The following is a 26,200-nucleotide window of genomic DNA, read 5'->3' as shown; positions in this document are numbered from 1 at the left end:
GGATATTTTCCCTGATATCACTTTGTAACTAAAAGTTAGGCGAAGGTAACACAAATTAAAAAAGAGTAAATGCACTATGCCGTTTATTAATTGAACTAGCTCATACACAAAAAGTGCTTGAATAGAGTAAAAATACTAATGGTACGTATGTATATTAATGATTTATATATAAAAAATTAGAGTAATTAGTTTAATTATAGAGCTTTTTAAGTAAATGATTAAATGCTTAATTAAGAAACACTTGGCTAAGTTTGATAGAAACAGAAATTTATAAAATGATACTTTTTGCCAAAAAAAAGACCATCCAGAAGGATGGTCTTTTGAATGGAGTATGAATTAGAAGCGGTAGCCGAGTTTTAAACCGTATGCAATTGCATCATTGTCAGAGAAATTTGCAACATAATTTGATGTGCCAAATTGTGCGCCAGTTTGTGCTTTAGCATCGCCTAACCAGAAGTATTTCACACCACCAGCAATAAAGGTTGCTGGTGTTGGGCTATATTGAACACCTAAACCAAGGTTCCAATAACCTTCTGTAGGACCTAGTGTCGTTATAGGGTTACCTGCACCAGAATCCCAACCTACAGAAACATTACCTGCCCATTGTTCATTTAATTTGCGACCTAAGCCAACATTTGTTGACCATTGATCATCGCTATAAGCAACCAAATCAAATCCATTTGGATATCCTGGAGTTTTTCCTGCTGCAACACCAAATGCATAAGGACGAATTGCGAAATCTTTCCAGTTTACCCAACGTACATTCGCAAACGCTACAGTATTTGCCATAACTCCAGTTTGGAAATCAAGATTAACAGATTGAGGTGTAGTAACATCTGTATCACCTGTAGCACTCACTCCCGCTAGTGCAGGATTATTCATAATAGCTGAAAGGGCTCCTGTACCAACAGAAGATTCATCTATTCCGACAGAATGCTCAACTTCAGAACGATAGGTAATAGATGCTTTCAAGGCAATTTCAGGAATTTGGTAGGCAAAACCAGCTAACCATCCTGTAGCGCTGTCTTCACTAATATCTGCATTATATCCGCCGAATCCAGCAGCTCCACCATATGCTAAACCACGAAGTTTTACATGACCTTTAATTGTTTGGTAAACACCACCACCATAAATATTAAAATTTTCATTCGGTTGGTAGCCTAAGATCATAGCAAGGTTTTGGGTTTTAACTTCAACATTGGTCGACTCTGTGCCATTATGAAATAAACCTGAGCCATTTGCTGCTAATACAGAATCACTAGTTGAATAAGTTGCATCAGCACCAAATGGTTGATCGTAAATTAAACCAAAAGAGAAATGATCATTTACTTGTAATTTTAATGCAGCATTTGGAAAGTAATAATCATCGCCCATATCTGATATTGATGAGCCATTAGCATTAGCTGTACCAGAAACACTTGGATCTAGTATTGAAATACCTGCTTCAAAATAGTTGCCTGGTTGTAAGAAGGCAGAAATTGATTGTCCTGAACGGTCAAGTGCCGCAGCAAATGCTCCAGCGGTTGGTAATGCTGCGAGAATCATTGCGGTAGTTAGCGCTTTTAATTTCATTCTTTCATCTTCCCTTGAGGTACACGATTTTTATGCATGTTGAATCATGCTTTTGTTAATTCTGGAATTTTTGGTAGGTCCGACCAAAATCATATTGTTACTCCATGTGACAAAAATAACACAATTAAAATAAGAGTAAATGCTCTAGCTGAACTGGTTAGTTCAAAAAAACAACAAAATAGAGTAAAAAATCTATATTTTAGTAATGGTTTTATTTTAACTAGCTGAAATATATATGTTTAATTGGGGCGTAAGTTGCATTTGGAATAAAATGCAACTGATCATAAAATAACCAAAATTGGGTATTGTGTAATTTAATTTGCTAGAGATGAAATATAGAACGTAAATGATCTGTAATTTATAATTATTCTAAGTATTTATTTTTCATATTAATTTTATGGGGTGAATGAAGATCGTATATGTAATTCATATACGATCTTGGAATGCATTTAAACAGAATTAATGAACAGGTCTTGCAACATCACCATTTAATGCTTCTGGCAAGTCTAAGATTTGTAAGCCTAACTCAGTCATTGCTGTTGGTTTGGCAACGACTAAGGCTTTATAGCCATCGGTTGTCGGTATGCTATTGACCACTTCCACATCCTTGTCAAGTTGTGTCGCAGGAGCAGGGGCTTCACCATGTCCTTGAACTAAATGTAGCCAATGTTTTGGTTTTGCTTTAAACCAGAGGCGAGCCACAATTTCTTGACCTAAGTAGCAGCCTTTATCGTAGTGAATACCTTCACGTTGATGTAAACGTAACTCTTGAGGTTGGAACGCATGTTCAGTGATTTGGCAAATCCATGCTTGACCTGTTTCAATCGCTTGCAATTGCCAAGCACTTATATCGGTCTCTGTTGCTGAAAATTCAGTATGTGTACCAACAATACTCGGAAATACTGACCCAATAGATTCCAGTTTCATCTTGGAAAATGCACCAAATTTTCGAATATGTTTGGCAAATTCTTCGCTTTGATCGAGTGTGGTAATAATTTCGAAACTTTCACTATTTATTTTTTTTAGCCACAAGCCAAAATGAATTCGACCTTTAAGATCACAAATTGCGGTATAGCGAGTTTGATTTTCAATTAGGCGTTCTACGTGAACGGTAACTTGACCTTGTAGAAATTTTTGCACGTCTACACCATTAAGAGTGAAAGCCGTAAATGCAAGAGTACTCATGAAATGCTCACTTCAACAATTTATAGAAGAATTAATTCGCTTGATTTTCCACTATTTTGCGTGAAATTGCACATTTGCTTTACAGGAAAACATGAAAAGGAAATAGATTAAAATTTTCTTGGTTTTTTGCAAATAGATCACAGCTATTGGATAACCGTTAATAGAGGCTATTTCTAAGAATGTTGCTGACTTATTAGACCCCTAAATAAGTCAGCTCTATAGGGGTTTTACCAGTCGACTTTGCCGACTAAAATGTCTTTATACATTTTAAAGTCACAAATTAAGCTAAAGAAGGGCTGTTTAAATGTTGCAGGTTTGTTGTGTTCAAAGAAGAAGTGACCGACCCAAGCAAAACCATAGCCCACGATAGGTAAGGCCCAAAGTAATTTGGCATTTTTCTTCATGGCTGCGGTTGCAGCAATACCAATCACGCAGGTTGTACCTACGAAATGCAAACGACGGCAAGTTGGGTCTGTATGTTGTGAAAGATAAAAAGGGTAGAACTCTTTAAGCGTTTTAATACGACCATCATTGCCGACAATTTGTACCTCATGCTTATTCGTGAGTGTTGGTACAGTATTTTTAATGAGTTCCTGAGTGTTGTTTTTAATCAGTTCTTGGGTATTCTGTAACATGTAACTACTCCTTTAGTGTTTACAGGAGTCATTTTGAACAACATACCACATCGGGTCTTGAACGATTATGCTATTTCATCAGAAGGAATCTGACCCAGTAGCGAAACCAGAAAAGAGCTGGGTATATGCTTGGGATGGCGTCATTTTATATGTCACACAAGAACACTTAAACAAATCACATACGCATTTCCCTGCACTGTTACAAATCGGGTTAGGTGCTCAATTTGCTGTAACTTTGGATCATCAGCCCCGTAGTTATCATGACATTGTTTGTATGGCACCGAATGTTAGCCATAGCACGGATTCTGAAAATCAACCTTATCTGGCGGTGTTAATAGATCCAGACCATGAACTTTATAGCTATGTACACACTGCATTACAAGGAAAGCAGATGCATTCATTGCCTGCGGATTGTTTACAGCCACTCAGGAGTGAGCTTATACAATTGAGATTAGGGGCATTAAATATTGTGCAAGTGAAACAATTGTTATTGCGTATTTTGCAGCTTGTATCCCCACAAGTAACTCATTTGCCGTGGGATGTCCGTATTTTAAAAGCGTGTGAATATATTAAACAGCAAGTACCACAGAATATTCCTACAGCGGCAGAAGTTTCGGCTCAAGTCGGGTTGTCTGAGTCACGTTTGATGCATTTATTTAGTGCTCAATTGGGTGGTTCCATGCGGCAATATATATTGTGGTTAAAAGTACGCTATGCAATTCAATTGTGGATTGAAGGTTATAGTTTAATTGATCTTGCTTTTGAAGCGGGCTTTTCGGATCAAGCACATTACACACGAACCTTACGTCGCATGGTCGATTTTGCCCCTTCCATTTTGAAGGCTAAAACAGTTTTTATTAGTGAGTCCTCTGTTCAGCCTAAGTAGCAACACACCTGTGGAGTAAAAGAAAACTAAAGCTCGAAAAGCCAATTTGAAGCGAGTAAATTAGCACCTGAGTTAGAGATGAAGTCAGAATTATGGCAATTGCTTGGGTACTATTTACGATTATGGCGGCGTTTATGCAAGCGTGGCGTAATGCTTTTCAAAAGCAACTCAGTACCACCGTTGATGTTTATGGAACTACCTTAGCCCGTTTTCTCTTTTCTCCAATCTTTGCTTTAAGTTACCTCGCAATTTTATATCACCAACAACCTGTCACAGCAGTCGTGAGTTTTTCAGCACATTTTTGGCTGTATATTTTGGTTGCAGGCATAAGTCAAATATATGCAACTGCCTTAATGGTGAAATTGTTTCAACAAAAGAATTACGCGATTGGTATTGGACTGGCAAAAAGCGAAGCCATTTTGGCTGCACTCATTGGCGTCATGTTGCTACAAGAACACTTAAGCGTTTGGGGATGGCTTGGGGTACTGATTGGTGCAATCGCTGTATTCTTACTGAGTCAAGGAAGCAAGCAGAGCAAACTCTCCATCAAAACCTTAATGATCGGATTAGGCAGTGGATTGTGTTTTGCCGTTACCTCTTTATTGGTTCGAGAAGCCAGCTTAGAACTAGCAATGCTGCCTTTTTTGCATCGCGCAGCGTGGGTGTTGTGTATTTTAATTGGCTTCCAGTGTGTGATTTTGTTGTTGTACTTAAGTTTATTTAGCAGAAAAACTTTGTACCACATGGGGCAGCGTGTCGGACTGACCTTTAAAGTCAGTGTATGTAGTTTCTTGGCATCTTTAGGCTGGTTTAGTGCCATGAGTATGCAGACCGTGGCTTTGGTGAAAACTCTAGGACAAATTGAAATTCTATTTAGTTTGTTGATTTCGGCATTTTTCTTTAAAGAGAAATTAGCTCGTTCTGATCATTTAGGGCTATTTTTGGTGATTTTGGCGGCCACTATGGTGATTTGGGCATAATGAGCAGTTGCTTTTATTTTGGTGGTAAAAAAACGCAAATTATGCTTAAAAGTGAAATTAAAACTTCATTAAATTTTATTAAATGGAAATTTATTTCTTTTATTGATTGTATTATGGGAAATACATTTAAAAATTATGGAAAATTCTAAATTTTAGGAAAACAATCCCAATCGAATCTGCCTACACTATATCTCAAGGGTGTGATGGGGATCGGAAAGAGTAGTTTGCTACCAGTTGCGTACAACGTGAGTGTAGTACTTACCCAAAAGGTCTCGATTCGGCTTAGGACGCTATAAACCAAAAGTTTATAGGCACAAGGTTATGATTTACAAAGTCATGGTTGTTGAAGTAAACCACTGATGTTTTCCCTTGACACCCTAAAAAATTTTTTAGAATAAAATTGAATAAAAATATAAGTTTAAAAATATTTTAGAGTCCATTCTAGTTTAGTTTTTTATATAACTCCCATCTATATTTTTACGTCATTTACAAATTTAGACGATGTTTTTTTAGCTCATTCAGTAACATGATAAGAGCGTATTCCCCCCAATAATCTAATAAAAAGAAGAGCAGAAATGACGAGTCATAACTTAGATCAGCCATTGGATGATCAGGAACTTTTCACCCAGTTACAGCAACGTTTTGAGCAGCATGTTTTAAGGCATCCTTATCTCAAATGGAGTGAAGTGTTGCCCAAACTTCAAGCGCAACCTGAAAAAATTCAAAGTTTGCACTGGATGGAGCAAACAGGGGGTGAGCCCGATCTTATTCAGTTTCAACAAAATAACAATGAATATTATTTTGTAGATTGTGCAGAGGAAAGTCCCAAAGGTCGCCGTAGTTTATGTTATGACGCAGACGCATTGGCTGCTCGGAAACAGAATCCACCACAAGACAGTGCAGTGCATTTGGCACAGAAAATGGGCACGATATTACTCACAGAACAGCAATATCGTGAATTACAACAAATAGTAAATTTTGACCAAAAAACATCAAGTTGGGTGTATACGCCTGAGGCTATTCGGGCGTTGGGTGGGGCGCTATTTTGTGACCGTCGCTATGGTCAGGTATTTACTTATCATAATGGGGCTGAATCTTATTATGCTGCGCGAGGTTTTCGGGTTGGGATAAAGCTTTAGCTCACGCCATTGAACCTAAATATAGGGGTGGTACATATGAATATGGAATTATTACGGCAAGTGTTGGGCTGGTCTTTAGCCCTTAATTATCTGATTTTATTGATTTGGTTTGTGGTTTTTATCTATGCTAGAACGTGGATGAAACGTTTACATGGTCGTTGGTTTAATCTGAATGATCAAGCTTTCGATGCCATTCATTATGCGGCGATGGCAGTCTATAAAATTTTAATTATGGTGTTTAATCTGGTTCCATTTATTGTTCTATCTATTTTAAGTTAAATCTGACATTTGTAGTGTTGCAATAATGGAAGTTACTTCATTTAAACCAAAAATTGTTATGATAGAGTCAAAATAGAAAACGAATTAAAAAGATGACAGATAGACAAAATCAAACGTGTGCAGTGTGCAAAAAGTCATTTCCTTATAACGCACTGGTCTCTGGGCATATTATTCGTGATGTGATTAGCGATGAAATTAAAAAAGATGTTTCAGATTGGTCTCCCGATCGTTTTATCTGTCGCTCTGATTTGACCCACTACCGGATTCAGTATGTACACGCCTTATTAAAGTCTGAAAAAGGCGAGCTGACAGATTTAGAGCGTGAAGTAATTAGCAGCATGCAACGGCATGAACTGATTACCAAGAATATAGAGACTGAATTTGATCAAAAATGGACAATGGGAGAGAAATTGGCAGATAAAATTGCCAGTTTTGGCGGCAGTTGGATTTTTTTAATTTGTTTCGGCGTTTTTTTAGTGCTTTGGATTCTTTTAAATACAGTGGTGTTATTGGTACATCCAGTGGATCCGTATCCTTTTATTTTATTAAATTTGGTTTTGTCATGTCTGGCGGCCATACAAGCTCCGATTATTATGATGAGCCAAAATCGACAGGAAGCCAAAGACCGTTTACGTTCGCAGCATGACTATCAAATTAATTTGAAAGCAGAATTAGAAATTCGGCATTTACATGAAAAAATGGATCATTTGTTGTCACATCAATGGGAAAGGCTCACACAAATTCAGGAAATTCAGTTAGATTTGCTGTCAGAAATGAGTAAGCATCGCTAAATATTTCTAGATTTTTGATGGGGGATGCATCATCTTCGGATGAATGTAATGACTTAAAAGCAGAAAAATTGACAGTCTGAATTGAGCTTGATATTTTGCCCGCTTTGTTTGTCATCCCATCTGCTCATGCCTCTTAATGACCACTTCGTTTATACCCCACCACAAGAACCTTTGCAGATTATTTATGAAGATGCAGACTTGGTGGTGATTAATAAACCTGCGGGTTTGTTGTCGGTGCCGGGACGCTTACCTGAACATCATGATAGTGCTTATTATCGCGTTTTAGTGCAATTTCCAGAGGCGAAAATTACCCATCGTTTAGACATGGCGACCTCGGGAATTTTGATGTTTGCCAAGCATCGTGATGCCGAAGTCGCGGTCAGCAAAATGTTCCAAGCACGAACGGTGACCAAACATTATCAAGCATTGGTACAAGGTCAGATTCAGCAATCGGGAAGTGTAGAAGTCCCTTTAATTACGGATTGGGAAAACCGTCCACGTCAGATTGTACATTTTGAGTTGGGTAAAGCTGCAAAAACCTTATTTGAGCTGATGCAATACGATTCAGTGCAGGATATCAGTCGTGTGTTGCTGACTCCGATTACGGGGCGCTCACATCAATTACGTGTGCATATGCAATATATTGGACATCCAATTACAGGCGATAAGCTATACCATCCAGAACCTTTACAAAGTCCTTTAAAGCGCATGGCATTACATGCCAGTCACTTGAAATTTACCCAGCCATTCAGTGGTGAGTTGGTCGATATTCAGAGTGTAGCTGCATTCTAAAAATATCTATTTGGGGGCTTAAACTGTCATAAAATCATGCTAAATTACGTTGAATTAATAAACAAAAAGTAGGGATATAACAATGAGCCGAAACTATGAATTATTTCCAGACGATGATAACGGTAATGTACTGTGGCAGATGTATGAAGATGGTAATGATCTAACCGATCTACATGAAATTGAATTCTCTATTGTTTTTACAACCCAAGATCAGGCAGAAAAATGCGCTTTGCATTTATTGCATGAAGAACAAAAAATTTCACTGTTCCAAGAAGAAGTCAAAAATGATGGCAGTGATTTATGGGTGTTGAACGTGCATGTCAATATGATTCCTGAATATCAAGATGTTCAAGATTTAGAAGAGTGGTTCGTTAAAATTGCCGAAATGTTCCAAGGTGAATATGACGGTTGGGGCTGTTTAAGCTATCTCTATGATTATGATGATGAGTAGCGAGATGCCAAAGTAGGTGGTTGCTGTATAATTCATACTCAAGCTATACATAAGCCACCTCGACTTACCGTACACTATTTGAAACCAAAGAATAAAAATATAGGTGTCTCATGTCGAATACGGTTCAATTACATCGCGTGTTTAATGCGCCACCAGAGCGTGTTTATCGGGCATTTACCACAGCAGATGCCTTAGTCAAATGGATGGCACCCCACGGTTTTACAGCACATGTCGATTTGCTTGAGGTGAAGCCTGAGGGCAAATATCGCATGTATTTCACTAACTTTTCTACAGGCACACGCATTGGTTTTGGTGGCACATATCATGAAGTGGTACCGAATGAGCTGTTACGCTACGTTGATCAATTTGAAGATCCAAACATGCCCGATTTGATTGAAGTCAAAGTTCAATTTAAAGCGGTCTCTGTGGGGACAGAAGTTCAAATCACTCAATCTGGCATACCCGATGTAATTCCCGTAGAAGCGTGCTATTTGGGCTGGCAAGAGTCTTTGCAATTGTTGGCACTCCTAATTACGCCTGAAATACCTGATGGATAAAAGGTAAGGATGTTATGCAAACGTTTAATAATTTTAAGGACAGAGAACAGAAAGCTCGGAATGCGATTTGGCAAAGCTATCTGCAAGATGTCGGGTTAGATAATCAAGTGCGCTTGTATGTAGAGCATCATCTGCAAGAAATCTCTCCGCAATATTGGCAGCATCATACTGGGCTCACGCACCCTGAAGCGAAGCAGGTGATTGAGTTATTATCGACGCAGCGCTTTTTAGACTTTCATTCCGTTGAAGAAAATGATGATTCGATTGATTTTAGTCTGCCAGAAAATGTGACTGACTATGTGTTATGTGTGTCATTTGATGAAGATGGCAATGTTGAAGATATCAGTATGGAAAGTTAAATGAATTCTTTATTTTCGCACCGCTAAGGAAATCAATGCAGATTCAAATCAAGCGTGCCTATAGTCCTGTTACGGCAGAAGATGGATTAAGAATTTTAGTGGATCGTTTATGGCCACGAGGCATTAAAAAACAAGATGCCAAGATTGATCTTTGGCCCAAAGAGATTACGCCTTCTACTGTTTTAAGGCAGTCTTATCATCAAGATTTAATTGGCTGGGAAGAGTTTCGAGCAAAATATTTGCTTGAATTGATGCAACACCCTGAAACGCTTGCCGAATTACGACGTTTAGGCCAACAGAATAATATTAGCTTGATTACAGCGGCAAAGAATACCAACCAAAATCATGCGGTGGTCCTGAAGCATTATTTAGAATTCCCTGAAGATGAAAATACTTAAAATAAAATATATTTTAATATAATATTATTTATTGCAGGGAATGAAGAGATGTCCACAGAAACACATTGGAATCGAGTTTATACAGATAAAGCCGTGACGCAAGTCAGTTGGTTTCAGTTACATGCAAGCCAATCGATACAATTAATTCAATCTTTGAAATTAGCACCTGATGCAGCAATGATTGATGTTGGTGCTGGCGCATCGATACTTGCTGATGAATTACTCGATTTAGGCTATCGCCATTTAACAGTGTTAGATATATCCAACCAGGCATTGCAGCAGAGCCAACAGCGTTTAGGTGATCGTGCTCATTTGATTGATTGGAAAGTAGCCGACCTTTTAAGCGTGGAATTCGAACCAGAAAGCTATCAAGTTTGGCATGATCGTGCAGTATTTCATTTTTTAACTCAACCTCAAGAGCAAAAGCGTTATATACAGCAAGTGAAAACAGCCGTACAACCCTTAGGGTACGTGATTGTAGCTACTTTTGCTGAAGATGGTCCTTTAAAATGCAGTGGATTAGAAGTTCAACGTTATAGTGTTGCACAATTACAGCAACAATTTACTGAACCTGATTTCCGTTTCATTTCGAGTGTGCAGGACGTGCATATCACACCCAATCAACAAGCTCAAAAATTTAATTATGTGGTGTTTCAAAAGCAATAATTTGTAGAAATACCCATATGGAATTTAGGGTTATTCGCAGTTTTACAGTACACTAAGTTTTATTTTTTATTTTTTGAGTTTTTTTTATGTCTTTACCAAACTGCCCAAAATGCCAATCAGAATATACTTATCAAGATGGCGACTTATTAATTTGCCCAGAATGCTCGCATGAATGGAAAGAAGGTGAGCTGAATCAAACAGAAGACGTTGCTCAAATTAAGGATGCCAATGGCAACTTATTGGTCGATGGAGATACGGTTACTGTAATTAAAGACTTAAAAATCAAAGGCTCATCTTCAGTGGTTAAAGTCGGGACCAAGGTCAAGAACATTCGCTTATTGCCTGAAGCTAGCGATGGCCATGATATTGATTGCAAGGTTGACGGTATTGGAGCAATTAAACTGAAATCAGAATATGTGAAAAAAGTTTAATTGTACGGTTTTATCTCACTATGCATAGATTGAGGATGATCTCACCCTTTTTCTTGCATCAGTGAGGTATGAAAACATGGTATAACCCAGTTTTCACTGTTTGGGTTGTACTCAGATGCCGCATATTCATTTGGAATATTCTGACAATTTAAAAGACTTTCATTCCCAGCCTGTTTTATTAGGTCTAAACCAAGCACTATTTGCGACAGGTCATGTAAAAGTTGCCACAGACATTAAAAGCCGAGCAATTTGTCAAAGTGATTATTTGATTGGTTTAGGTGAATCGAATCAAGCCTATGTACATGTCAAGGTTTCTTTGCTTTCAGGGCGAGATATGGCGACAAAAACAGAAATTTCCAATCAATTACTTTTAGCTTTACAGCAGTTGCTACCCAAGCAAATGCATCTGACCGTACAACTGTGTGTGGAAATTCTTGAAATGGAAAGCGCTTTTTACGGTAAAACCGTGGTTGTACCGACCTGAGTAAGGTGATTCCATCTTGTTCTTATATTGTTATTTAAGCAAAAATTGATAATCGCCCCTGAAATTGCATGGTTTTAGGGCGGTTTGAATCACAGTGTTACTTTCTGGACTCATGTTTGATCAAAAAAGCTCTTTTTTGTTATATAAAAGTCATTTATATTTCTTAGAACTAAAATAGTTTCAAGCAACAATAAATAAATTTAAAACAACAAGAGGAATGAAGTTATGTCTGGATGGTTTGAACTAAGTCAAGCAAAAGACGGTCAATATCGCTTTGTGCTTAAAGCAGGTAATGGAGAAGTTATTTTAACCAGTGAGTTGTATAAAGCAAAAGCCTCAGCACATGTGGGCATAGAGTCTGTCCATAAAAATAGTGCTGATGACAGTCGCTATGAACGTTTAACCGCCAGTAATGGTAAGCCGTATTTTAATTTAAAAGCAGCAAACCATCAGATTATTGGTACCAGTCAATTTTATTCTTCTGAACAATCACGTGATAAGGGAATTGAGTCAGTCAAAAATAATGGCTTGGTCACCACGATCAAAGATTTAACGGTGTAATCCCAGATTTATCTTAATGAAGCATGTCCATATCGACATGCTTTTTTATTGAATTAAACTCGGTAAAAAAGGCTAGGAAAGAAGGATTTGAAAGCCCTTTAAAATTACCACTTTATTCTCTGAATTATTTTAGCTATAGTTTTTATAGTGTGATGAAAATCACATGATTTAAGTTTGTGAAGGCTGTAGGGAGTGCACCTTCTAAGACTGTGTATAAAAAGGCAAATGTCTCTGAATGTTTTATTTGTATGCAGATACGTTTAAGTCGTGATGCCGTCAAAATCAGAGCTTATGTTGATGATAAGTTGATACACTGTAAAGGAATGACACGATGAGCATAGAAATTTCGGGTGATGAGCAAAGTGCCCATGCCATCTTATTAATGTTGAAACAATGGGATGAAGCTGTAGCAAGCATGGATATTCAAGCTTTAGCTGATCTTTGTGTCGAAGATGTAAGTTTAATTGATGTAAGTACCCATTTAACGGGTATACAAGCGTACAAACAATTGTGGAGGCGTTATCTCCCAGTGAAAGCTGGAAATATTCGTGTATATCGTGAAGGCATTAAACTTATTGCCCAGCCAGAACTCGCCGTATTGCACTGCTTTTCAAAGGTCGATCAAATTGATGCAATTCCCAATTTAGAAGTGTTTTGGTGCCGCACCACCATATGTTTTCAGAAAGTAGAGCAAGTCTGGAAAGTGGCGCATCAGCATATTTCTATGCCAATACAACTCGAAACAGGACTCCCTATTTTACTCAGCGAAGTGAGTTAATCCTTTTACCTTGAAACAGCCATGAGATACGAAATGTATCTCATGGCCTTTATTTGAAACTTAAAGCACAGTTGCTTCTAATTTTTCTACAATTTCATTTAATTGTTTAATACGTTTTACTTCATCCCAAAGTAATTTCGCTTCAGGATAATGCTTAGACATCATGCCTAACCATTGTTTGTAGCGCCCAAGCATACCAATTTCAGTTTTGGCTGGGCCGTTAATAAAGCGAATTTGCAAAGCCAATAAATCATTCCAACTCAATAAAGCTGTATCTGAGTTTTGGCGGATACATTGAGTTAAATCGGGTGTAGTCACAGCACCACGACCTATCATTAGGTCTTCACAACCTGACTCTAAGCGACATTGCTTAGCATCAGCATTGGTCCAGATTTCACCATTGGCAATCACATTAATTTTCAATGCTTCACGAATCGGTTGTAACTGATCCCAAAATGCGGGCGGGGTATAGCCATCTGCTTTGGTACGGGCATGTACCGTTACCCAAGCTGCGCCCGCATCTTCAATTGCATGGGCATTTTCTAGCATAAAGTTGCGATCCATATAACCCAAGCGCATTTTGGCTGATACTGGAATATGCGGAGGCACAGCATCGCGCACGGCTTTGACCAATTCATGTACCACTTCAGGTTCATCTAACAAGACCGAACCGCCACGATGACGATTGACAGTTTTTGCAGGGCAACCAAAGTTCATATCGATAGCGGGAGCACCAAGTGCAACAGCACGAATGGCATTGGCTGCTAACATTTCAGGATCATTGCCTAAAAACTGTACGTGTACGGGGGTGCCCGAAGCTGTTTTCCCATCGTTCAGTAACTCAGGGCAAAACTGATGAAAAATATGATCAGGCAACACAGAGTTGGTGACACGAATAAACTCGGTTACACACCAGTCGAAGCTCCCAACGGATGTTAAGACATCACGCATAATCGGGTCAGTTAAGCCTTCCATGGGTGCAAGGATGAGTTTCACGATTTGAGTCACCAGTTAAATTTGAAGAACGGTGTTATACGTTTTTTTGTGCAAATTGTCTAGGCGAGGGGCTTTGAAAGGTTATCGTTAGAGGTAGGGTGACGATTTAAGTTTTGTCACAGTGATTTTATGTTAAGGAAAAAACCTTTTAAGAGTTAGCTGTTAGCTTAAAATTTTACTTGATGTTGGAGTAGACTCCAATCTTAGAATTATTGTCTGATTGCGTAATAAAGACATTATTTTATGGAAACAGTTTTCACTATCATTGCATTATTTTTGTTTTTTCTATTTATCTTTAGACAAAAAAGAATTGAAACAAAGATCGTTATAAACCAACCAATAGACTACGTTTGGCAACTTTTCACATCTACTTCATCTTACTCAGAGTGGAATACATTATTTGGTCTTGATCAATTTCCCACATATATCGGTCAACAAATTATTGTCGATTTATATGATGAAAACAAAAATGTGAAATTTCAAATGCAGCCAGAGGTAAAAAAACTTGATCAATATTATCTAGAATGGGAGGGTAAACTCTATATCAATGGTTTGTTTAATGGTCGACATCAGTTTGTTTTTACTAAAATTGATGCTAATACAACTCAATTCATTCAGGCAGAAGATTTTAATGGGTTACTTGTGCCTATTTTAAATTATTTTATTATTCAACCTACGCAATTAAATTTTGAGAGAATGAATGAGTCCTTCAAACAATATCTTGAAGATCATCCATTCAACAAAGACATTTTTAGAATATCCTAGATAAAGGAATCGTGGTGGTTGAGTGAATATTCGTCAATTTTCTCTAAAATATGGTCTTTCATTAGACACTTTACGTTTTTATGAAAGGCGTAAAATATTAATTCCTGACCGACTAGCAAATGGATATAGGAGTTATCGTGATATACATGAGAAAAAAGTTAAGTTAATTATTTGTTTAAAAAGCATTGGATTTAGTCTGGAAGAGATCAAGCATTTAATTGAGCTTGAGACAAAACCGCCTTCCGAAACCTGTAATGATATTTCTAATCAACTCATTGGAAAAAAAATAGAAATTATTGATCAACAAATCGCGTTGTTGGAATATGGGAAAAATACGCTTCATGATGTGAAAAAATATATTGAAGATAATTCTTTCGTTAAAAATAGGGACATAATTTCAGATATGATTGAAAACTTATATCATATTACAAAAAGCACGTATTAATAAAAAAGCCCGACGTCCTGTCGGGCTTTTTCGTATTGGTTCGCTTGGTATAACTCCTGTCGTACCTTGCAGTCCTTGTGCGATCTTTCTTATTTTTGTTCTTTGGAACTTCCTGTTCTCTATGTCCACATGATAAGAAATCCACCTGAGGTCGTACAGCCGCAAAGAGCGGGAATTGTTGTAAGCATATACGTACAAGTCTGGATAAAATTTGTCTTCTTTTTATCCTCTGAAATTGGGGATAATTTTCGTGTTGAACCGGCTGGAAAAGCTTTAATTGGGTTGAGAAGTAATTAGATTTATTGGACAGAAGTATCAAAATTACACATAAAAAAACCGACTTATTTCTAAGTCGGTTGAACGAGATCGTTCCAGAGGGTATGTATAAGAATAAGATACTGATCTTAAGGTAATCTTAAAAATCTATTTTGTATAAGCGCGATTATGTTAAAGATGAATAAGAAATTGGCGCTTTGCAAAAGAGTAAAAAGACTTTTCTGATAGGATATTAATAGTTTTATTACCCTTTTATGGTAGAAGTATTTCTGTATAACTCTTTTTCATTACAGAACGTTCTTGAGCTTTATGCAGTGGCGCCCAAAATTTAGAGCTAAGCAGAAAGTAATTGATGAAAGAAGTCTGATTAGCTTTTCTAAACTAATTTTTAGAATTAGAAACAGTTCTTAATTCCACATCGTTAATACTAACCACTTGATTATTTTCATTAACAAGTTTCAATCTAAGCGCTACATCTTGATCTTTTTGGAAAATTTTAACGACAGGCTCTTCTTGTGATAAAAAATGACCACCAGATTCTAACATAGCAAGTAATACCACATTCAAACTTCTTCCCTTTGATGTGAGTAAGTATTCTTGACGTTCTCTTGTTCCCATTTCTTTGTATAAAGACAAGTTTAATATATTTAATTCAACAAGATGCTTTAATCGATTGGATAGGATTTGCTTGGATATACCTGTATTTTTCATGAAATCATTGAATTTAGTCACCCCATAAAAGGCTTCTCTTAATAACAGAATGGTCCATCTGTCATTTAGAATTTCAGCAATTTTAACAATTCCACAAGCTTTGGAAGAAAACTGGTGACTCAAAGATATTTGATTTGACATTCAAAAGAACTCCGCTTACTCTGGGTCTGTATTAAAGACCTAGAGTTGATTGAGATAATAATATGCCATTCATTCATGTACAAACAATAGAAGGTTTACTTGATAAGGACAGTAAAGCTGAGCTTTTTGAGCGTTTAACAGATTTATTTGTGGAAATTGAAGGTAAAGGAAGAGCGGCTTTTAGAGAGCATATTTGGATTCGGATTGATGAACATCCACCTGAACAATGGCAACTAGGTCATTTAAAACCTACAAAAGAAATGATTCAGGTTCTTAATGAAATGGATAAATAAAAATTAAGTACTTACCCAAAACTTAGAACAATCCCAACTGACAAGTTGTGATGATTTTAATCATCACAACTTTTAGTAATCAAGATGAATTTGTTTCGATCGCTTTTATTGGCTGAAAATAATAAATTTGCTGAATAAAACGCTGACTTGTTTCAAAATTGGCTTTTGTGCGTTTTGAACTATGGTGAAATTTTAAAATAATTGATATTTAAGTTAATATATAAATCTACTTCGTATAACGATCATTATTTTAAATATAAATTATAGTTATAAGAAATTTAAGTTAATCAAAAATATATAACTGGAATAGTATAGAAATTCAATTGATCTTTAAAACTATTAATTATGAACAAGTACGCAGTAGCGACAATACAAGACCCTTTGATTGAAATTTTTCCCAATATTTATTTAGTGAGAGGAAGTATAAAAATTGGACCACTATTACAAATGAATCGTAATATGGTTATTGTCCGAGATGGATCTGAACTTACCTTAATTAATGCTGTTCGTCTTGATAGTACAAACTTAGAACATTTGGATAAATTAGGTACTGTTAAAAATATTATTCGTTTAGGCGACTTTCATGGCTTAGATGACCAATTTTATATTGATACATATAAAGCTACTTTCTGGAGTCAAGAGCGCCATGATAATTACTCAGAATTGCAGCCCAATAAAGTTATTAATGCAACAACCGATTCTCCTATCCTAAACAGCAAATTCTTTATTTTTAAATCAGCAAAGTTTCCTGAGGCTGCTCTTTTCCTTGAGGATAGTCAGTTGTTAATTACAACAGATAGTGTTCAATACTGGGATGATTGGAGACATATAAGCTTTTTAAGCAAAATTATTTTGTTATTAATGGGATTCCGCTTAGGATTATTTATAGGTGGTCCATGGTTGAAGAAAGTTTCTAGGCAAAAAGGTAGTCTTGAGCATGATTTTAACCAACTATTGAGCTTAAATTTTACAAGTTTAGTTGCTGCTCACGGAAATATTTTAAGGGATGGTGCAAAAAAAGAATTAGAGAGAATTGTTATTAATACTTTTAAGAGAAGTTAAATCAACATAATACACCTTATACGAAATGCACTATCTAAGTCATTTATAATCAATAGATTGTTGATTGGATAAAAGCCCAGCTTATACAAACTGGGCTTTTCTATTGAATTTTGATGTTCTTCTCGTTCGCGTAATGAAGAATGTTCTATATCTTTAATCAGCCAAACTGAATAAATGCCTTTATCTGCCTAAAATCATTTCCAGTACAAACTTAGAACCAATAAAACCAACCGCTAAAAGGAAGAAACCGATCAGGGTAAAACGAATGGCTTTTTGCCCGCGCCAACCAAACTTATAGTGACCTATCAGCAGCGAACCATAGACAAACCATGAAATAATACTGAACGCAGTTTTATGTGCTAAATGCTGAGCAAAGAAATCTTCAATGGTAAAGAAACCAAACACTAATGCTGTGGTCAGTAAAATAAAGCCAGTTTGAATTAAATCAAACAATAACGATTCCATCGCTTGAAAAGATGGAAGCAAATTAACCCAGATACGCTTCTTTTGCTTGTTTTTTAGCTCACGGTTTTGGAACCATAAAATTACCGCTTGAATGGTTGCCATTAGCAAAACAGCATAGGCCGATAAAGACAGAATAATATGAATATCTAGGCTAACCGAATGCTGTTCAATAAATTGATCAGGTTTACTAAAGGCAAAGCCTAAAATCAGCCCTGTCGCAGCGACAGGAATACCGATTAAATTTAACGCCAGAATCGGGCGATAAGTACTAAAAATTAAACTCAGTAACAGCATTAAACCTGAGGTAAAGGACATGAGTACAAAAACATCATAATTGACCCCAAGTGGCGTAAGCATGTCATGGTAAAGCACCCCTGCATGCAGCAGCAGCCCTAAACCCAAAATTACGCCAATAAACCAATGGTTTGGTTCACGTTTCGACATTAAATGCAGGAATAAATACCAAAAGGAGGTGGTATAGGCAATTAAAGCCAAAATGGTATAAACCAAGGGAAGACTAATCATGTCAAACCTTTTTCAGGATGATGAATATTCATTTATATAAATTCGACTCGAACTACAGTATCCTATAGCATCTTATGCATAAATTTTCTATTTTAAGAAAGATTTTTTTGCTACTGGCTATTTTAAGCGGATTTTGCAATGTTTGATACCTTAACAGAACGACTCACGCAGAGTTTAAGAAATGTTACTGGCTCAGGGCAGCTAACCGAAGATAATATTAAAGATACGTTACGTGAAGTACGTATGGCACTTCTTGAAGCCGATGTTGCGTTACCTGTAACTCGTGAATTCATCGCGAAAGTTAAGGAAGAAGCATTAGGCCAGGAAGTGATGACGCAGTTATCCCCTGGGCAAGCCTTCGTTAAAATTGTTTATAACGAATTAACCAAAATGATGGGCGAGGCCAATGAAAGCCTTGACCTCGCAGCGAAACCTCCAGTGGTTGTACTTCTTGCAGGTTTGCAAGGTGCAGGTAAAACCACCACTGCGGCAAAATTAGCGCGCTTCTTACAAGAACGCCAAAAGAAAAAAGTGGCAATGGTCTCTGCCGATGTTTACCGTCCTGCGGCAATTAAGCAGTTGCAAACGGTTGCAGGTGAAGTTGGTGCGATTTTCTTTGAATCGGATGCCAGTGAAAAGCCAATTGATATTGCTAACCGTGCGATTGAACAAGCCAAAATCCAGTTTGCGGATGTCTTGATTGTCGATACTGCGGGTCGTTTACATGTCGATGATGACATGATGGACGAAATTAAAGAGTTACACGCTGCGATTAAGCCAACTGAAACCTTGTTCGTGGTTGATGCCATGACAGGTCAGGATGCGGCAAATACAGCTAAAGCCTTTAATGATGCTTTAGCTTTAACGGGTGTGATCCTGACCAAGACCGATGGTGATGCGCGCGGTGGTGCAGCACTTTCTGTTCGTGCGATTACAGGTAAGCCAATCAAATTCTTGGGTATGGGCGAAAAGCTTGATGCCTTGGAGCCATTCCATCCAGAACGTGTTGCACAACGTATTTTGGGTATGGGTGACGTCCTTTCTTTAGTCGAAGAAGTTGAACGCAAAATCGACAAAGAAAAAGCCGAAAAAATGGCGAAAAAATTGCAAAAAGGCGGCAGCTTCAACTTTGAAGATATGCTGATGCAATTTGAGCAAATGAACAAAATGGGCGGCATGATGGGCTTCTTGGATAAGTTGCCTGGCATGAGCAGTTCAGGGATTCAAGATGCGATTGCACAAGCAAACCCGGAAAAGCAAGTGAAAAAAATGGAAGCGATTATTCAATCGATGACCATTAAAGAGCGCCGTAACCCAGACTTGATGAACCCAAGCCGTAAAAAACGTATTGCAGCAGGTTGCGGTATGGATGTGGTGGAAGTCAATAAACTCATCAAACAACACGCGCAAATGGCGAAAATGATGAAGAAGTTTGCTAACCCATCGGGCATGGCAAAAATGATGCGTTCATTGGGTGGCTTGCAAAAGCAATTCGGTGGCGGTGGTGGTATGGGACCGCTTTTTGGAAACAATGATCAAAAGAAATAATTGAAGAATCTTCAATATAAAAATAGGTGCATCAAGCACCTATTTTTATGTCTTATTTTTTAAATAAACTACAAAAGATCAATATAAAACCATAAAAGTTATGATTAGTATTTGATCGCAAATGAATAAAAAGAAATGTAGTTATGTCGAATCGTCCCAAAACTGTTTTTATTGTGCATGGTGAAAATTCTTCGCCAGAAGACCATTGGTTTACTTGGTTAGCACAACAGGTCAAAGCTATGCACGGTGTAGCGAAATTGGTTTTTTTACCCGATGCAGATGCTCCAGAGTTTGATCTTTGGCAACAAGCATTAGACATGCAGATGTCAGACCTGAATGAACACAGTATTGTGATTGCACATAGTTTGGGCTGCTTAGCCGCTGCACATTATTTGAGTCAGCATTTAAATCATCAAAAAATTGGGGCATTTATTTGTGTAGCAGGGTTTAAATCTGTGCCGCCACATAAGCCTGAGCTTAATTCATTTATCCAACAAGCAACCTTACAAAGTCGTATATTACATCGTCAAATTGCACATCGAATCGTATTATTTTCCAATAACGATGCCATTGTACCCCCTCCGCTTGCGCTGCAATTTGGACATTTTATGAATGCTCAATTGCAGGAAGTGAAACAGGCAGGGCATTTTACTCAGCAGGATGGATGGAGTGAATTTGTATTGTTACAACAGATTCTTCAGCCTTTAATGGTTTCAGCTTGATGATGAATATAATGTTGTAACCCCTTTAAAAGTAAATCTGCTTCAACAATTGGCTGATATTGCTGTAAATGTTGTGCAAACAACTCGGCATCACCACCAGTCAATACAAGCTGTCGCGGTGAATGTTGCATCACGCGTTCAATGGTACTGAGTAAGCCCAATAAAATGCCATGATGCACTGCATCAATGGTATTTCGCCCCGGACTGAGTTCTTCAAAAGCAGCATCAGGAATTTTAATGCCTTTGGTATTTTGAATTAGGGAATCACGTTGCAAGTACAAATTCGGCAGAATGTAGCCGCCTAGGTGTTGTAATCCATTCGCTAAATCAATGGTCAGGGCAGTACCACAACTAATCACACAATAATTTTGATTCGCATGATTGGCAACAGCTAAGACCTGTAACCAACGGTCAATCCCTAACTGTGTAGGATCGTCGTAGCCACATTTTAAGCCTGCATATTCGGTATGCACTTTGGCAAAGATCACAGGTACAGCCAAACGTTTCAGAATAGTTTGAATACGTTGATTATTGTCTTGATCTAAAACTGAGGAAACCCCGACGTGTTGAATGTTCAAGCCTTGAAAATGTTGAATTAGCCCGAGCAGTAAATCGGCAGGGGATTGTAGATGTAACTCAGCAGCATGTTCCACAACTTGCTCGTGTTGCGTAATCCAATATTTCAGTCGTGTATTGCCAATATCGAGCCATAAACTTTTCATTGCATCATCCTATTCGGGTGCTGTGCTGAGTCGCAAACGACCTTGGTAAAAACTTTGGATGCCTGTTTCGGTTTTAAGTAGTACTGCACCATCATCTTGAATGCCGATAAAGGTTCCAACACAGTTCCCTGTACTATGTTCAAACTCGACGGCTTGTTGCTGAAAAGCGGCATAACGATTAAAACGTGCTGCTAGATTATAGCTCTGGTGATCAAACCATTCTCCAGCACGGTGAATCGCCAGATAAAGTTCAGCAATCAAATCAATACGTGAAGTGCCTTGTAGTCCTAGTTCTATGAGTGAAGTGACTTGTTGATCAATACTCGCATCCGCAATAGGGGCAAGATTGAGTCCAACACCAACAATGACTTGGTTTGGGGTAATCGGCTCAATCAGAATACCGCCCCATTTGCCTTGCACACTATACAGGTCATTGGGCCACTTAATTTGTAAATTCAGTTGCTCTAGGCTGGGCATGTGTAGAATATTCAGGGCAACTTCTAAAGCCAAGCGCCCATCTATTGCTGTTCGAGTATTGAGCAACGTACTTAAATACACGTTTCCTTCGGGTGACACCCATTGACGTTGTCGCTGACCTCGGCCTTGCGTTTGCTGGGCACTACACACTAATGCACTTTGTATGCCTTTTTGTGCAATTTCACGCACATCATCATTGGTTGATGTGGTGCTCGGTTTGAGCATCAGGACTTCAGGAAGTTGTTGAGCCGCTTGAAGTCGTTGTTGTAGTTGGCGAGTTTCTACATCCATTTGAATCTGAGCATAGTGAAAAATATTTATGGAGTTAATCATATATTTACTGATTGGTGCAATCGCAGGATGATTTGATGAAGGTGGTTCACAGTACTCACTACTTTTAAATGACTTTGTTACATAAACATTTAGACCTTAATTGCTTAAATACATGCAAAATTAAGAGACAACTCATGTTGCTCTAGCGAACTAATTCTTTTATCTTTCCAAGGCTTCGCATTTTTTTAGGCGGAACTACAGCATGAGCCTGCCTATTAGACATAACTTGTCGGCAGTGTTTTGTGTCATAAACACCATCGGTATAGACAGAATAAATTCGTTCATCTTATTGAATTTAATCAAGTAAATCACAGCATACTTGTGCATCAATGAGATTGTTTATGGTGAGCTGAACAGCCGTATTTGCAAAGTTTCAGCATCGATACCAATATGCAGCTTACGCCACTGACGATAATATTCAGGCTGATATTTCTTACGTTTTCACTCACCTTACACCTTGTAATTTTAAACCTTGCGAAGCCATGCTTCTCATATCCACGAGTAGGAGAAGTCCATCACTACATTGTTGATAACGAATAGAAATATCATATGTTTTTGTTATCTGCATATCGCAGTGTGGTCTGGTGCTGTCCAATTTAATCCGCAAAGATGAATGAGACTTTGAACAAATCCCGAGACCATTCGTACAGTCCAACGAAATAAAACGTTCAGCATTAAATAACACTGAATAGCTGTATCCGAGTAGATTTGATCCTTGTTTGCCTTTGGGTTGTGTATAGCATTGAGTATTGCGATTAAATCAGATAGAGCGATTTTCTCGATGGATCAACGCTTGGTTAGGTTATAAGAAGGTCAATTCCTGCTAGGATAGATTTTAGGTATCGGCTTATTCATCTGAGAAAGATGTTGTTGAATAAGAACTTAGGAATAACTTTTTGCAACACAGCCGTTAGAGATCATAAAGGAATCTTTGACGTCATACTTCCGAGTAGAGAAATATAGGATGACTGACAGGTGATTATTCAGCAGTTGTGGGAGCAGGATACAGCCCCTATATCGCATCAGGAAGCTTAAAATTTGTTATAAATAGTGATCAAGTTCAATCTATTGATATTCATGTAATTTAGATAAAAAAAATATCGTTCTTATCGCGTAAGGCTTTGAATAAATTCATTTGTTGATCAAGTACCTTTATGAATGGGGTAATATACTCATTCGTTGATGAATAAATATTCAATATTTATTTGAAATAATACAGATGCAATTCAATGATTATTGGAGAAGAGTAGTCTATTTTTATAGATGTACCTGTACGTTTTTATTTTTAAAATTAAGTAGAAAATTTATGTATCGATTACCGCCTTTAAATGCACTAAGAGTTTTTGAAGCTGTTGCTCGTTTGGGAAGTGTACGTCGAGCAGCTGAAGAGTTATGTGTAACTCCTCCAGCAATCAGCCATCAAATTGCTAAATTAGAAGATCACTTGGGGCAAGCCCTATTTACAAGAAGGGGACGTACTTTGCTGTTGACGGAGACAGCTTGCAATTATTTAACGGAAATCCGTCCTACATTACAAGCCATTAGTCGTGCAACACTCGTCGCAAGTAAAAATAATACACGAGAGACTTTAACTATTTCAGCTCCACCAACACTAACCAGTAAATGGTTACTTCCACGCTTAACTCAATTTTTTGAATTATTTCCAGAATATGATGTCAGATTAGTTGACCGTATGACATTAGATCTTGAAGAGCAAAGTATTGATGTTGCAATAGAATATCGTTTTGAAGAGATAGCTCACTTTTCTACACAGCAACTTTTTGATGATCAAATTGTTGCATTGGCGAGTCCAACCTTTGTAAAGCAACATAATTTATCTGCGATTGAGCAATTAAAAGGTTTGACTTTAATTGAAACGGAACGGCGGTTGAATTCTTGGCGATCACTTTTGGCACAGTATTCTTGGGTTAATCAACAGCGATATTTATCCGTAGGATATTCACTGCAAGCTTTTGATGCGGCTGAGCTAGGACTTGGAGTGGCACTAGGTAATTTAATCAATGCACAAGATATGATTGCATCAGAAAAATTGTGTATTCCATTTGAAATTGATAAAGAGAGTATCCCTCCTTTACCTCATTATTATTTGAGTGTTCCACCGTATAAAGAACGATGGAGTCGTGTGTCGAATTTTGTAGATTGGATTACTTCATTAAGTTTTAGTAAAACTGACTGTTAAGTTTTTTTATTCATTTTCAAAAAAATTAATCAATTTTTTTTCTATCTTCTTCTCCACATAATGAGCTTCACTTAAAAAAGTAGCGATTAATCTTTAGCACGTTTCAGAACTAGAACATGAAGCTCGTCAAAGAGCTAGATGTTGTTATTTTAGAACAAGCTAAGGAGGGTCTATTTTTTAGGAATGTTAAAAAATAGGATCGGCTAAGGAGAAGCCCAATGAGTACAGATCAGAATATTGGTAAAAAGCTCAATGCAAATTTAGATCAAAAAACACGTATTAAATCAATTTTAGGCGGTTCAGCGGGCAATTTAGTCGAATGGTATGACTGGTTTGCCTACAGTATGTTTACATTGTATTTTGCGAAATCATTTTTTCCAGCAGGAAATCAAACGGCTGAATTATTGCAAGCCGCTGCCGTTTTCGCTATTGGTTTTTTAATGAGACCAATTGGTGCTTGGCTGATGGGAATGTTTGCTGATCGCAAAGGTCGTAAAGCTGGGCTAACACTTTCAGTTACGCTGATGTGTATTGGTTCCATACTAATTGCTATCGCACCAACCTATCAGCAGGTAGGTGTATTTGCACCAATTATCTTAATTATTGCACGTCTAATTCAAGGTTTAAGTATTGGTGGTGAGTATGGAGCAAGTGCAACATATCTTAGTGAAATGGCAGGAAAAAATCGTCGTGGATTTTTTTCTAGTTTTCAATATATGACGATTTTAGCTGGCCAGTTGCTTGCCTTGGCTACATTAATTTCGCTGCAAACTATCCTTACAGATTCACAATTGTATGACTGGGGCTGGCGTATTCCATTTTTTGTTGGTGCAATTTTAGCTTTATCTGTGTTCATCATTCGACGTGGAATGGTCGAAACACAATCTTTTAAAAATGCAACTCAAGAAGTGAAGTCGAGCGCTTTGGCTTTATTTAAACATCACCCTAAAGAAGCACTGGCGGTTCTATTTTTAACTGCTGGTGGAACAATTTCATTTTACGCATATACCTCATATATGCAGAAATTTATGGTGAATACGACTGGATTTTCAAAAGAAGTCGCTTCAATCGTATCTGCCACAACAATCTTTATTTTTATGTGTATGCAGCCTGTAATGGGGACAATATCCGATAAAATTGGGCGTAAGGCAGTAATGATTTTCTTTGGTATTGGAGGTGTATTGTTTACTTATCCAATATTCTCAACTGTGGCTACAACTTCAAGTCCAATTATCGCAGGATTATTAATCTTATTTGGAATGACATTTTTGTCAGGATACACTTCAACAAGTGCAGTGATTAAGTCGGAAATGTTTCCTTCGCATATTAGAGCTTTGGGCGTTGCATTACCCTATGCAATAGCAAATACTAGACAACTTGCATAACTCATAAACCGAACAATCATTTGCTGTAATTGTGCACCGACATTTTTTGATATTTCATGCATAATTTATGCATGAAATATATTGATATACAGAAACTGACTGATCCTCAGTTCAAACGCCTAACGGGAATATCTTGGTCTACTTATAAAGTGATGATTGATGTACTCAATCTTCATTTATCATCAACAGG

General features: G+C 37.5%; 30 protein-coding genes and 2 pseudogenes. 23 read left to right on the top strand and 9 right to left on the bottom strand.

Going from position 1 to position 26,200, the window contains the following annotated elements; translation table 11 throughout:
- Window positions 1–336: 336 nt before the first annotated feature.
- The 3 genes from E0H82_RS12380 to E0H82_RS12370 form a co-directional block, all read right to left on the bottom strand.
- On the bottom strand, window positions 337–1,572 hold the full coding sequence (locus E0H82_RS12380; RefSeq protein ID WP_131265075.1) for an OmpP1/FadL family transporter: 1,236 nt from the start codon (window positions 1,570–1,572) through the stop codon (window positions 337–339).
- A 459-nt stretch (window positions 1,573–2,031) separates the two neighbouring features.
- The gene (locus E0H82_RS12375; RefSeq protein ID WP_131265074.1) at window positions 2,032–2,757 is read right to left on the bottom strand and encodes a YgfZ/GcvT domain-containing protein; all 726 of its coding nucleotides are present in this window, start codon (window positions 2,755–2,757) and stop codon (window positions 2,032–2,034) included.
- Between the two features lie 227 nt (window positions 2,758–2,984).
- Window positions 2,985–3,392, bottom strand: coding sequence for a DUF962 domain-containing protein (locus E0H82_RS12370; RefSeq protein ID WP_131265073.1), 408 nt, complete (start codon window positions 3,390–3,392; stop codon window positions 2,985–2,987).
- 67 nt (window positions 3,393–3,459) lie between these two features.
- Here E0H82_RS12370 and E0H82_RS12365 point away from each other — a divergent pair, with 67 nt between their 5' ends.
- From E0H82_RS12365 to E0H82_RS12295, 15 genes are all read left to right on the top strand, one after another.
- Entirely contained in the window at window positions 3,460–4,278 is an 819-nt protein-coding gene (locus E0H82_RS12365; protein WP_131265072.1) for a helix-turn-helix transcriptional regulator, read from the top strand.
- A gap of 92 nt (window positions 4,279–4,370) precedes the next feature.
- Window positions 4,371–5,258, top strand: a complete 888-nt coding sequence (locus E0H82_RS12360) for a DMT family transporter (protein ID WP_131265071.1) — start codon at window positions 4,371–4,373, stop codon at window positions 5,256–5,258.
- Between the two features lie 575 nt (window positions 5,259–5,833).
- Complete coding sequence (locus E0H82_RS12355) at window positions 5,834–6,397, top strand: DUF4256 domain-containing protein (protein ID WP_131265070.1); 564 nt, start codon at window positions 5,834–5,836, stop codon at window positions 6,395–6,397.
- Window positions 6,398–6,433: 36 nt separating this feature from the next.
- Window positions 6,434–6,676, top strand: coding sequence for a DUF6868 family protein (locus E0H82_RS12350; RefSeq protein WP_131265069.1), 243 nt, complete (start codon window positions 6,434–6,436; stop codon window positions 6,674–6,676).
- Between the two features lie 92 nt (window positions 6,677–6,768).
- Complete coding sequence (locus tag E0H82_RS12345) at window positions 6,769–7,467, top strand: DUF1003 domain-containing protein (RefSeq protein ID WP_131265068.1); 699 nt, start codon at window positions 6,769–6,771, stop codon at window positions 7,465–7,467.
- A 126-nt stretch (window positions 7,468–7,593) separates the two neighbouring features.
- Window positions 7,594–8,259: an RluA family pseudouridine synthase gene (locus E0H82_RS12340; protein ID WP_131265067.1), complete on the top strand. Its 666-nt coding sequence runs from the start codon at window positions 7,594–7,596 to the stop codon at window positions 8,257–8,259.
- 82 nt (window positions 8,260–8,341) lie between these two features.
- A complete protein-coding gene (locus tag E0H82_RS12335; protein WP_016165331.1) occupies window positions 8,342–8,710 on the top strand; it encodes a ribonuclease E inhibitor RraB in 369 nt (122 codons plus the stop codon).
- A gap of 110 nt (window positions 8,711–8,820) precedes the next feature.
- Window positions 8,821–9,267, top strand: a complete 447-nt coding sequence (locus E0H82_RS12330; RefSeq protein ID WP_131265066.1) for an SRPBCC family protein — start codon at window positions 8,821–8,823, stop codon at window positions 9,265–9,267.
- 14 nt (window positions 9,268–9,281) lie between these two features.
- Window positions 9,282–9,626: a DUF2004 domain-containing protein gene (locus E0H82_RS12325; protein ID WP_131265065.1), complete on the top strand. Its 345-nt coding sequence runs from the start codon at window positions 9,282–9,284 to the stop codon at window positions 9,624–9,626.
- Window positions 9,627–9,661: 35 nt separating this feature from the next.
- Entirely contained in the window at window positions 9,662–10,024 is a 363-nt protein-coding gene (locus E0H82_RS12320) for a DUF488 domain-containing protein (protein ID WP_131265064.1), read from the top strand.
- A gap of 48 nt (window positions 10,025–10,072) precedes the next feature.
- Window positions 10,073–10,690, top strand: a complete 618-nt coding sequence (locus tag E0H82_RS12315) for a class I SAM-dependent methyltransferase (protein WP_131265063.1) — start codon at window positions 10,073–10,075, stop codon at window positions 10,688–10,690.
- Between the two features lie 86 nt (window positions 10,691–10,776).
- Entirely contained in the window at window positions 10,777–11,121 is a 345-nt protein-coding gene (locus E0H82_RS12310; protein WP_131265062.1) for a zinc ribbon domain-containing protein YjdM, read from the top strand.
- Window positions 11,122–11,236: 115 nt separating this feature from the next.
- Window positions 11,237–11,605: a 5-carboxymethyl-2-hydroxymuconate Delta-isomerase gene (locus tag E0H82_RS12305; RefSeq protein WP_131265061.1), complete on the top strand. Its 369-nt coding sequence runs from the start codon at window positions 11,237–11,239 to the stop codon at window positions 11,603–11,605.
- Window positions 11,606–11,830: 225 nt separating this feature from the next.
- On the top strand, window positions 11,831–12,166 hold the full coding sequence (locus tag E0H82_RS12300) for a YegP family protein (protein WP_131265060.1): 336 nt from the start codon (window positions 11,831–11,833) through the stop codon (window positions 12,164–12,166).
- A gap of 331 nt (window positions 12,167–12,497) precedes the next feature.
- Window positions 12,498–12,944, top strand: coding sequence for a YybH family protein (locus E0H82_RS12295; protein WP_116760101.1), 447 nt, complete (start codon window positions 12,498–12,500; stop codon window positions 12,942–12,944).
- Window positions 12,945–13,004: 60 nt separating this feature from the next.
- Here E0H82_RS12295 and E0H82_RS12290 read toward each other — a convergent pair whose 3' ends face one another.
- Complete coding sequence (locus tag E0H82_RS12290; RefSeq protein WP_131265059.1) at window positions 13,005–13,940, bottom strand: tRNA dihydrouridine synthase; 936 nt, start codon at window positions 13,938–13,940, stop codon at window positions 13,005–13,007.
- Between the two features lie 243 nt (window positions 13,941–14,183).
- Here E0H82_RS12290 and E0H82_RS16685 point away from each other — a divergent pair, with 243 nt between their 5' ends.
- Both E0H82_RS16685 and E0H82_RS12280 read left to right on the top strand, forming a co-directional pair.
- A complete protein-coding gene (locus E0H82_RS16685; protein ID WP_228258657.1) occupies window positions 14,184–14,705 on the top strand; it encodes an SRPBCC domain-containing protein in 522 nt (173 codons plus the stop codon).
- A gap of 22 nt (window positions 14,706–14,727) precedes the next feature.
- Complete coding sequence (locus tag E0H82_RS12280; RefSeq protein ID WP_131265058.1) at window positions 14,728–15,150, top strand: MerR family transcriptional regulator; 423 nt, start codon at window positions 14,728–14,730, stop codon at window positions 15,148–15,150.
- A gap of 657 nt (window positions 15,151–15,807) precedes the next feature.
- Here E0H82_RS12280 and E0H82_RS12275 read toward each other — a convergent pair.
- Complete coding sequence (locus E0H82_RS12275; RefSeq protein ID WP_131265057.1) at window positions 15,808–16,278, bottom strand: winged helix-turn-helix transcriptional regulator; 471 nt, start codon at window positions 16,276–16,278, stop codon at window positions 15,808–15,810.
- A gap of 62 nt (window positions 16,279–16,340) precedes the next feature.
- On the opposite strand from E0H82_RS12275, the gene E0H82_RS12270 reads away from it, so the two are divergent.
- Entirely contained in the window at window positions 16,341–16,571 is a 231-nt protein-coding gene (locus E0H82_RS12270) for a tautomerase family protein (protein WP_131265056.1), read from the top strand.
- A gap of 345 nt (window positions 16,572–16,916) precedes the next feature.
- Window positions 16,917–17,633, top strand: a complete 717-nt coding sequence (locus E0H82_RS12265; RefSeq protein ID WP_131265055.1) for a hypothetical protein — start codon at window positions 16,917–16,919, stop codon at window positions 17,631–17,633.
- A 180-nt stretch (window positions 17,634–17,813) separates the two neighbouring features.
- Here the strand turns inward: E0H82_RS12265 and E0H82_RS12260 are convergent, their stop codons facing one another.
- Window positions 17,814–18,623, bottom strand: coding sequence for a cytochrome C assembly family protein (locus E0H82_RS12260; RefSeq protein WP_131265054.1), 810 nt, complete (start codon window positions 18,621–18,623; stop codon window positions 17,814–17,816).
- Window positions 18,624–18,761: 138 nt separating this feature from the next.
- Here E0H82_RS12260 and ffh point away from each other — a divergent pair, with 138 nt between their 5' ends.
- Together ffh and E0H82_RS12250 are read left to right on the top strand one after the other, a co-directional pair.
- Window positions 18,762–20,171, top strand: coding sequence for a signal recognition particle protein (ffh, locus tag E0H82_RS12255; RefSeq protein WP_131265053.1), 1,410 nt, complete (start codon window positions 18,762–18,764; stop codon window positions 20,169–20,171).
- 143 nt (window positions 20,172–20,314) lie between these two features.
- Window positions 20,315–20,893 carry an RBBP9/YdeN family alpha/beta hydrolase gene (locus tag E0H82_RS12250; RefSeq protein WP_131265052.1) on the top strand — a complete coding sequence of 193 codons (579 nt, stop codon included), beginning with the start codon at window positions 20,315–20,317 and terminating at the stop codon, window positions 20,891–20,893.
- On the opposite strand, the gene E0H82_RS12245 is transcribed toward E0H82_RS12250, so the two are convergent.
- The 3 genes and pseudogenes from E0H82_RS12245 to E0H82_RS12235 all read right to left on the bottom strand — a co-directional run.
- The gene (locus E0H82_RS12245) at window positions 20,869–21,615 is read right to left on the bottom strand and encodes a pantothenate kinase (RefSeq protein WP_131265051.1); all 747 of its coding nucleotides are present in this window, start codon (window positions 21,613–21,615) and stop codon (window positions 20,869–20,871) included. The two genes, E0H82_RS12250 and E0H82_RS12245, sit on opposite strands and share 25 nt — an antisense overlap.
- A 9-nt stretch (window positions 21,616–21,624) precedes the next feature.
- Window positions 21,625–22,383, bottom strand: a complete 759-nt coding sequence (locus E0H82_RS12240) for a biotin--[acetyl-CoA-carboxylase] ligase (RefSeq protein WP_131265140.1) — start codon at window positions 22,381–22,383, stop codon at window positions 21,625–21,627.
- Window positions 22,384–22,553: 170 nt separating this feature from the next.
- Window positions 22,554–23,280, bottom strand: a pseudogene (locus E0H82_RS12235) (IS5 family transposase); the annotation flags it as partial.
- 451 nt (window positions 23,281–23,731) lie between these two features.
- Here E0H82_RS12235 and E0H82_RS12230 point away from each other — a divergent pair.
- Window positions 23,732–24,625 carry a LysR family transcriptional regulator gene (locus tag E0H82_RS12230; RefSeq protein ID WP_165492952.1) on the top strand — a complete coding sequence of 298 codons (894 nt, stop codon included), beginning with the start codon at window positions 23,732–23,734 and terminating at the stop codon, window positions 24,623–24,625.
- 218 nt (window positions 24,626–24,843) lie between these two features.
- A pseudogene (locus tag E0H82_RS12225) lies at window positions 24,844–25,995 on the top strand (MFS transporter); the annotation flags it as partial.
- Window positions 25,996–26,200: the final 205 nt, after the last annotated feature.

It is taken from the genome of Acinetobacter sp. ANC 4910 (genome assembly GCF_004331035.1).
Classification (GTDB): Bacteria; Pseudomonadota; Gammaproteobacteria; order Pseudomonadales; family Moraxellaceae; genus Acinetobacter.
The sequence above is the reverse complement of the archived record's forward strand: the minus strand, read 5'-3'. Positions and strand labels throughout refer to the sequence as shown.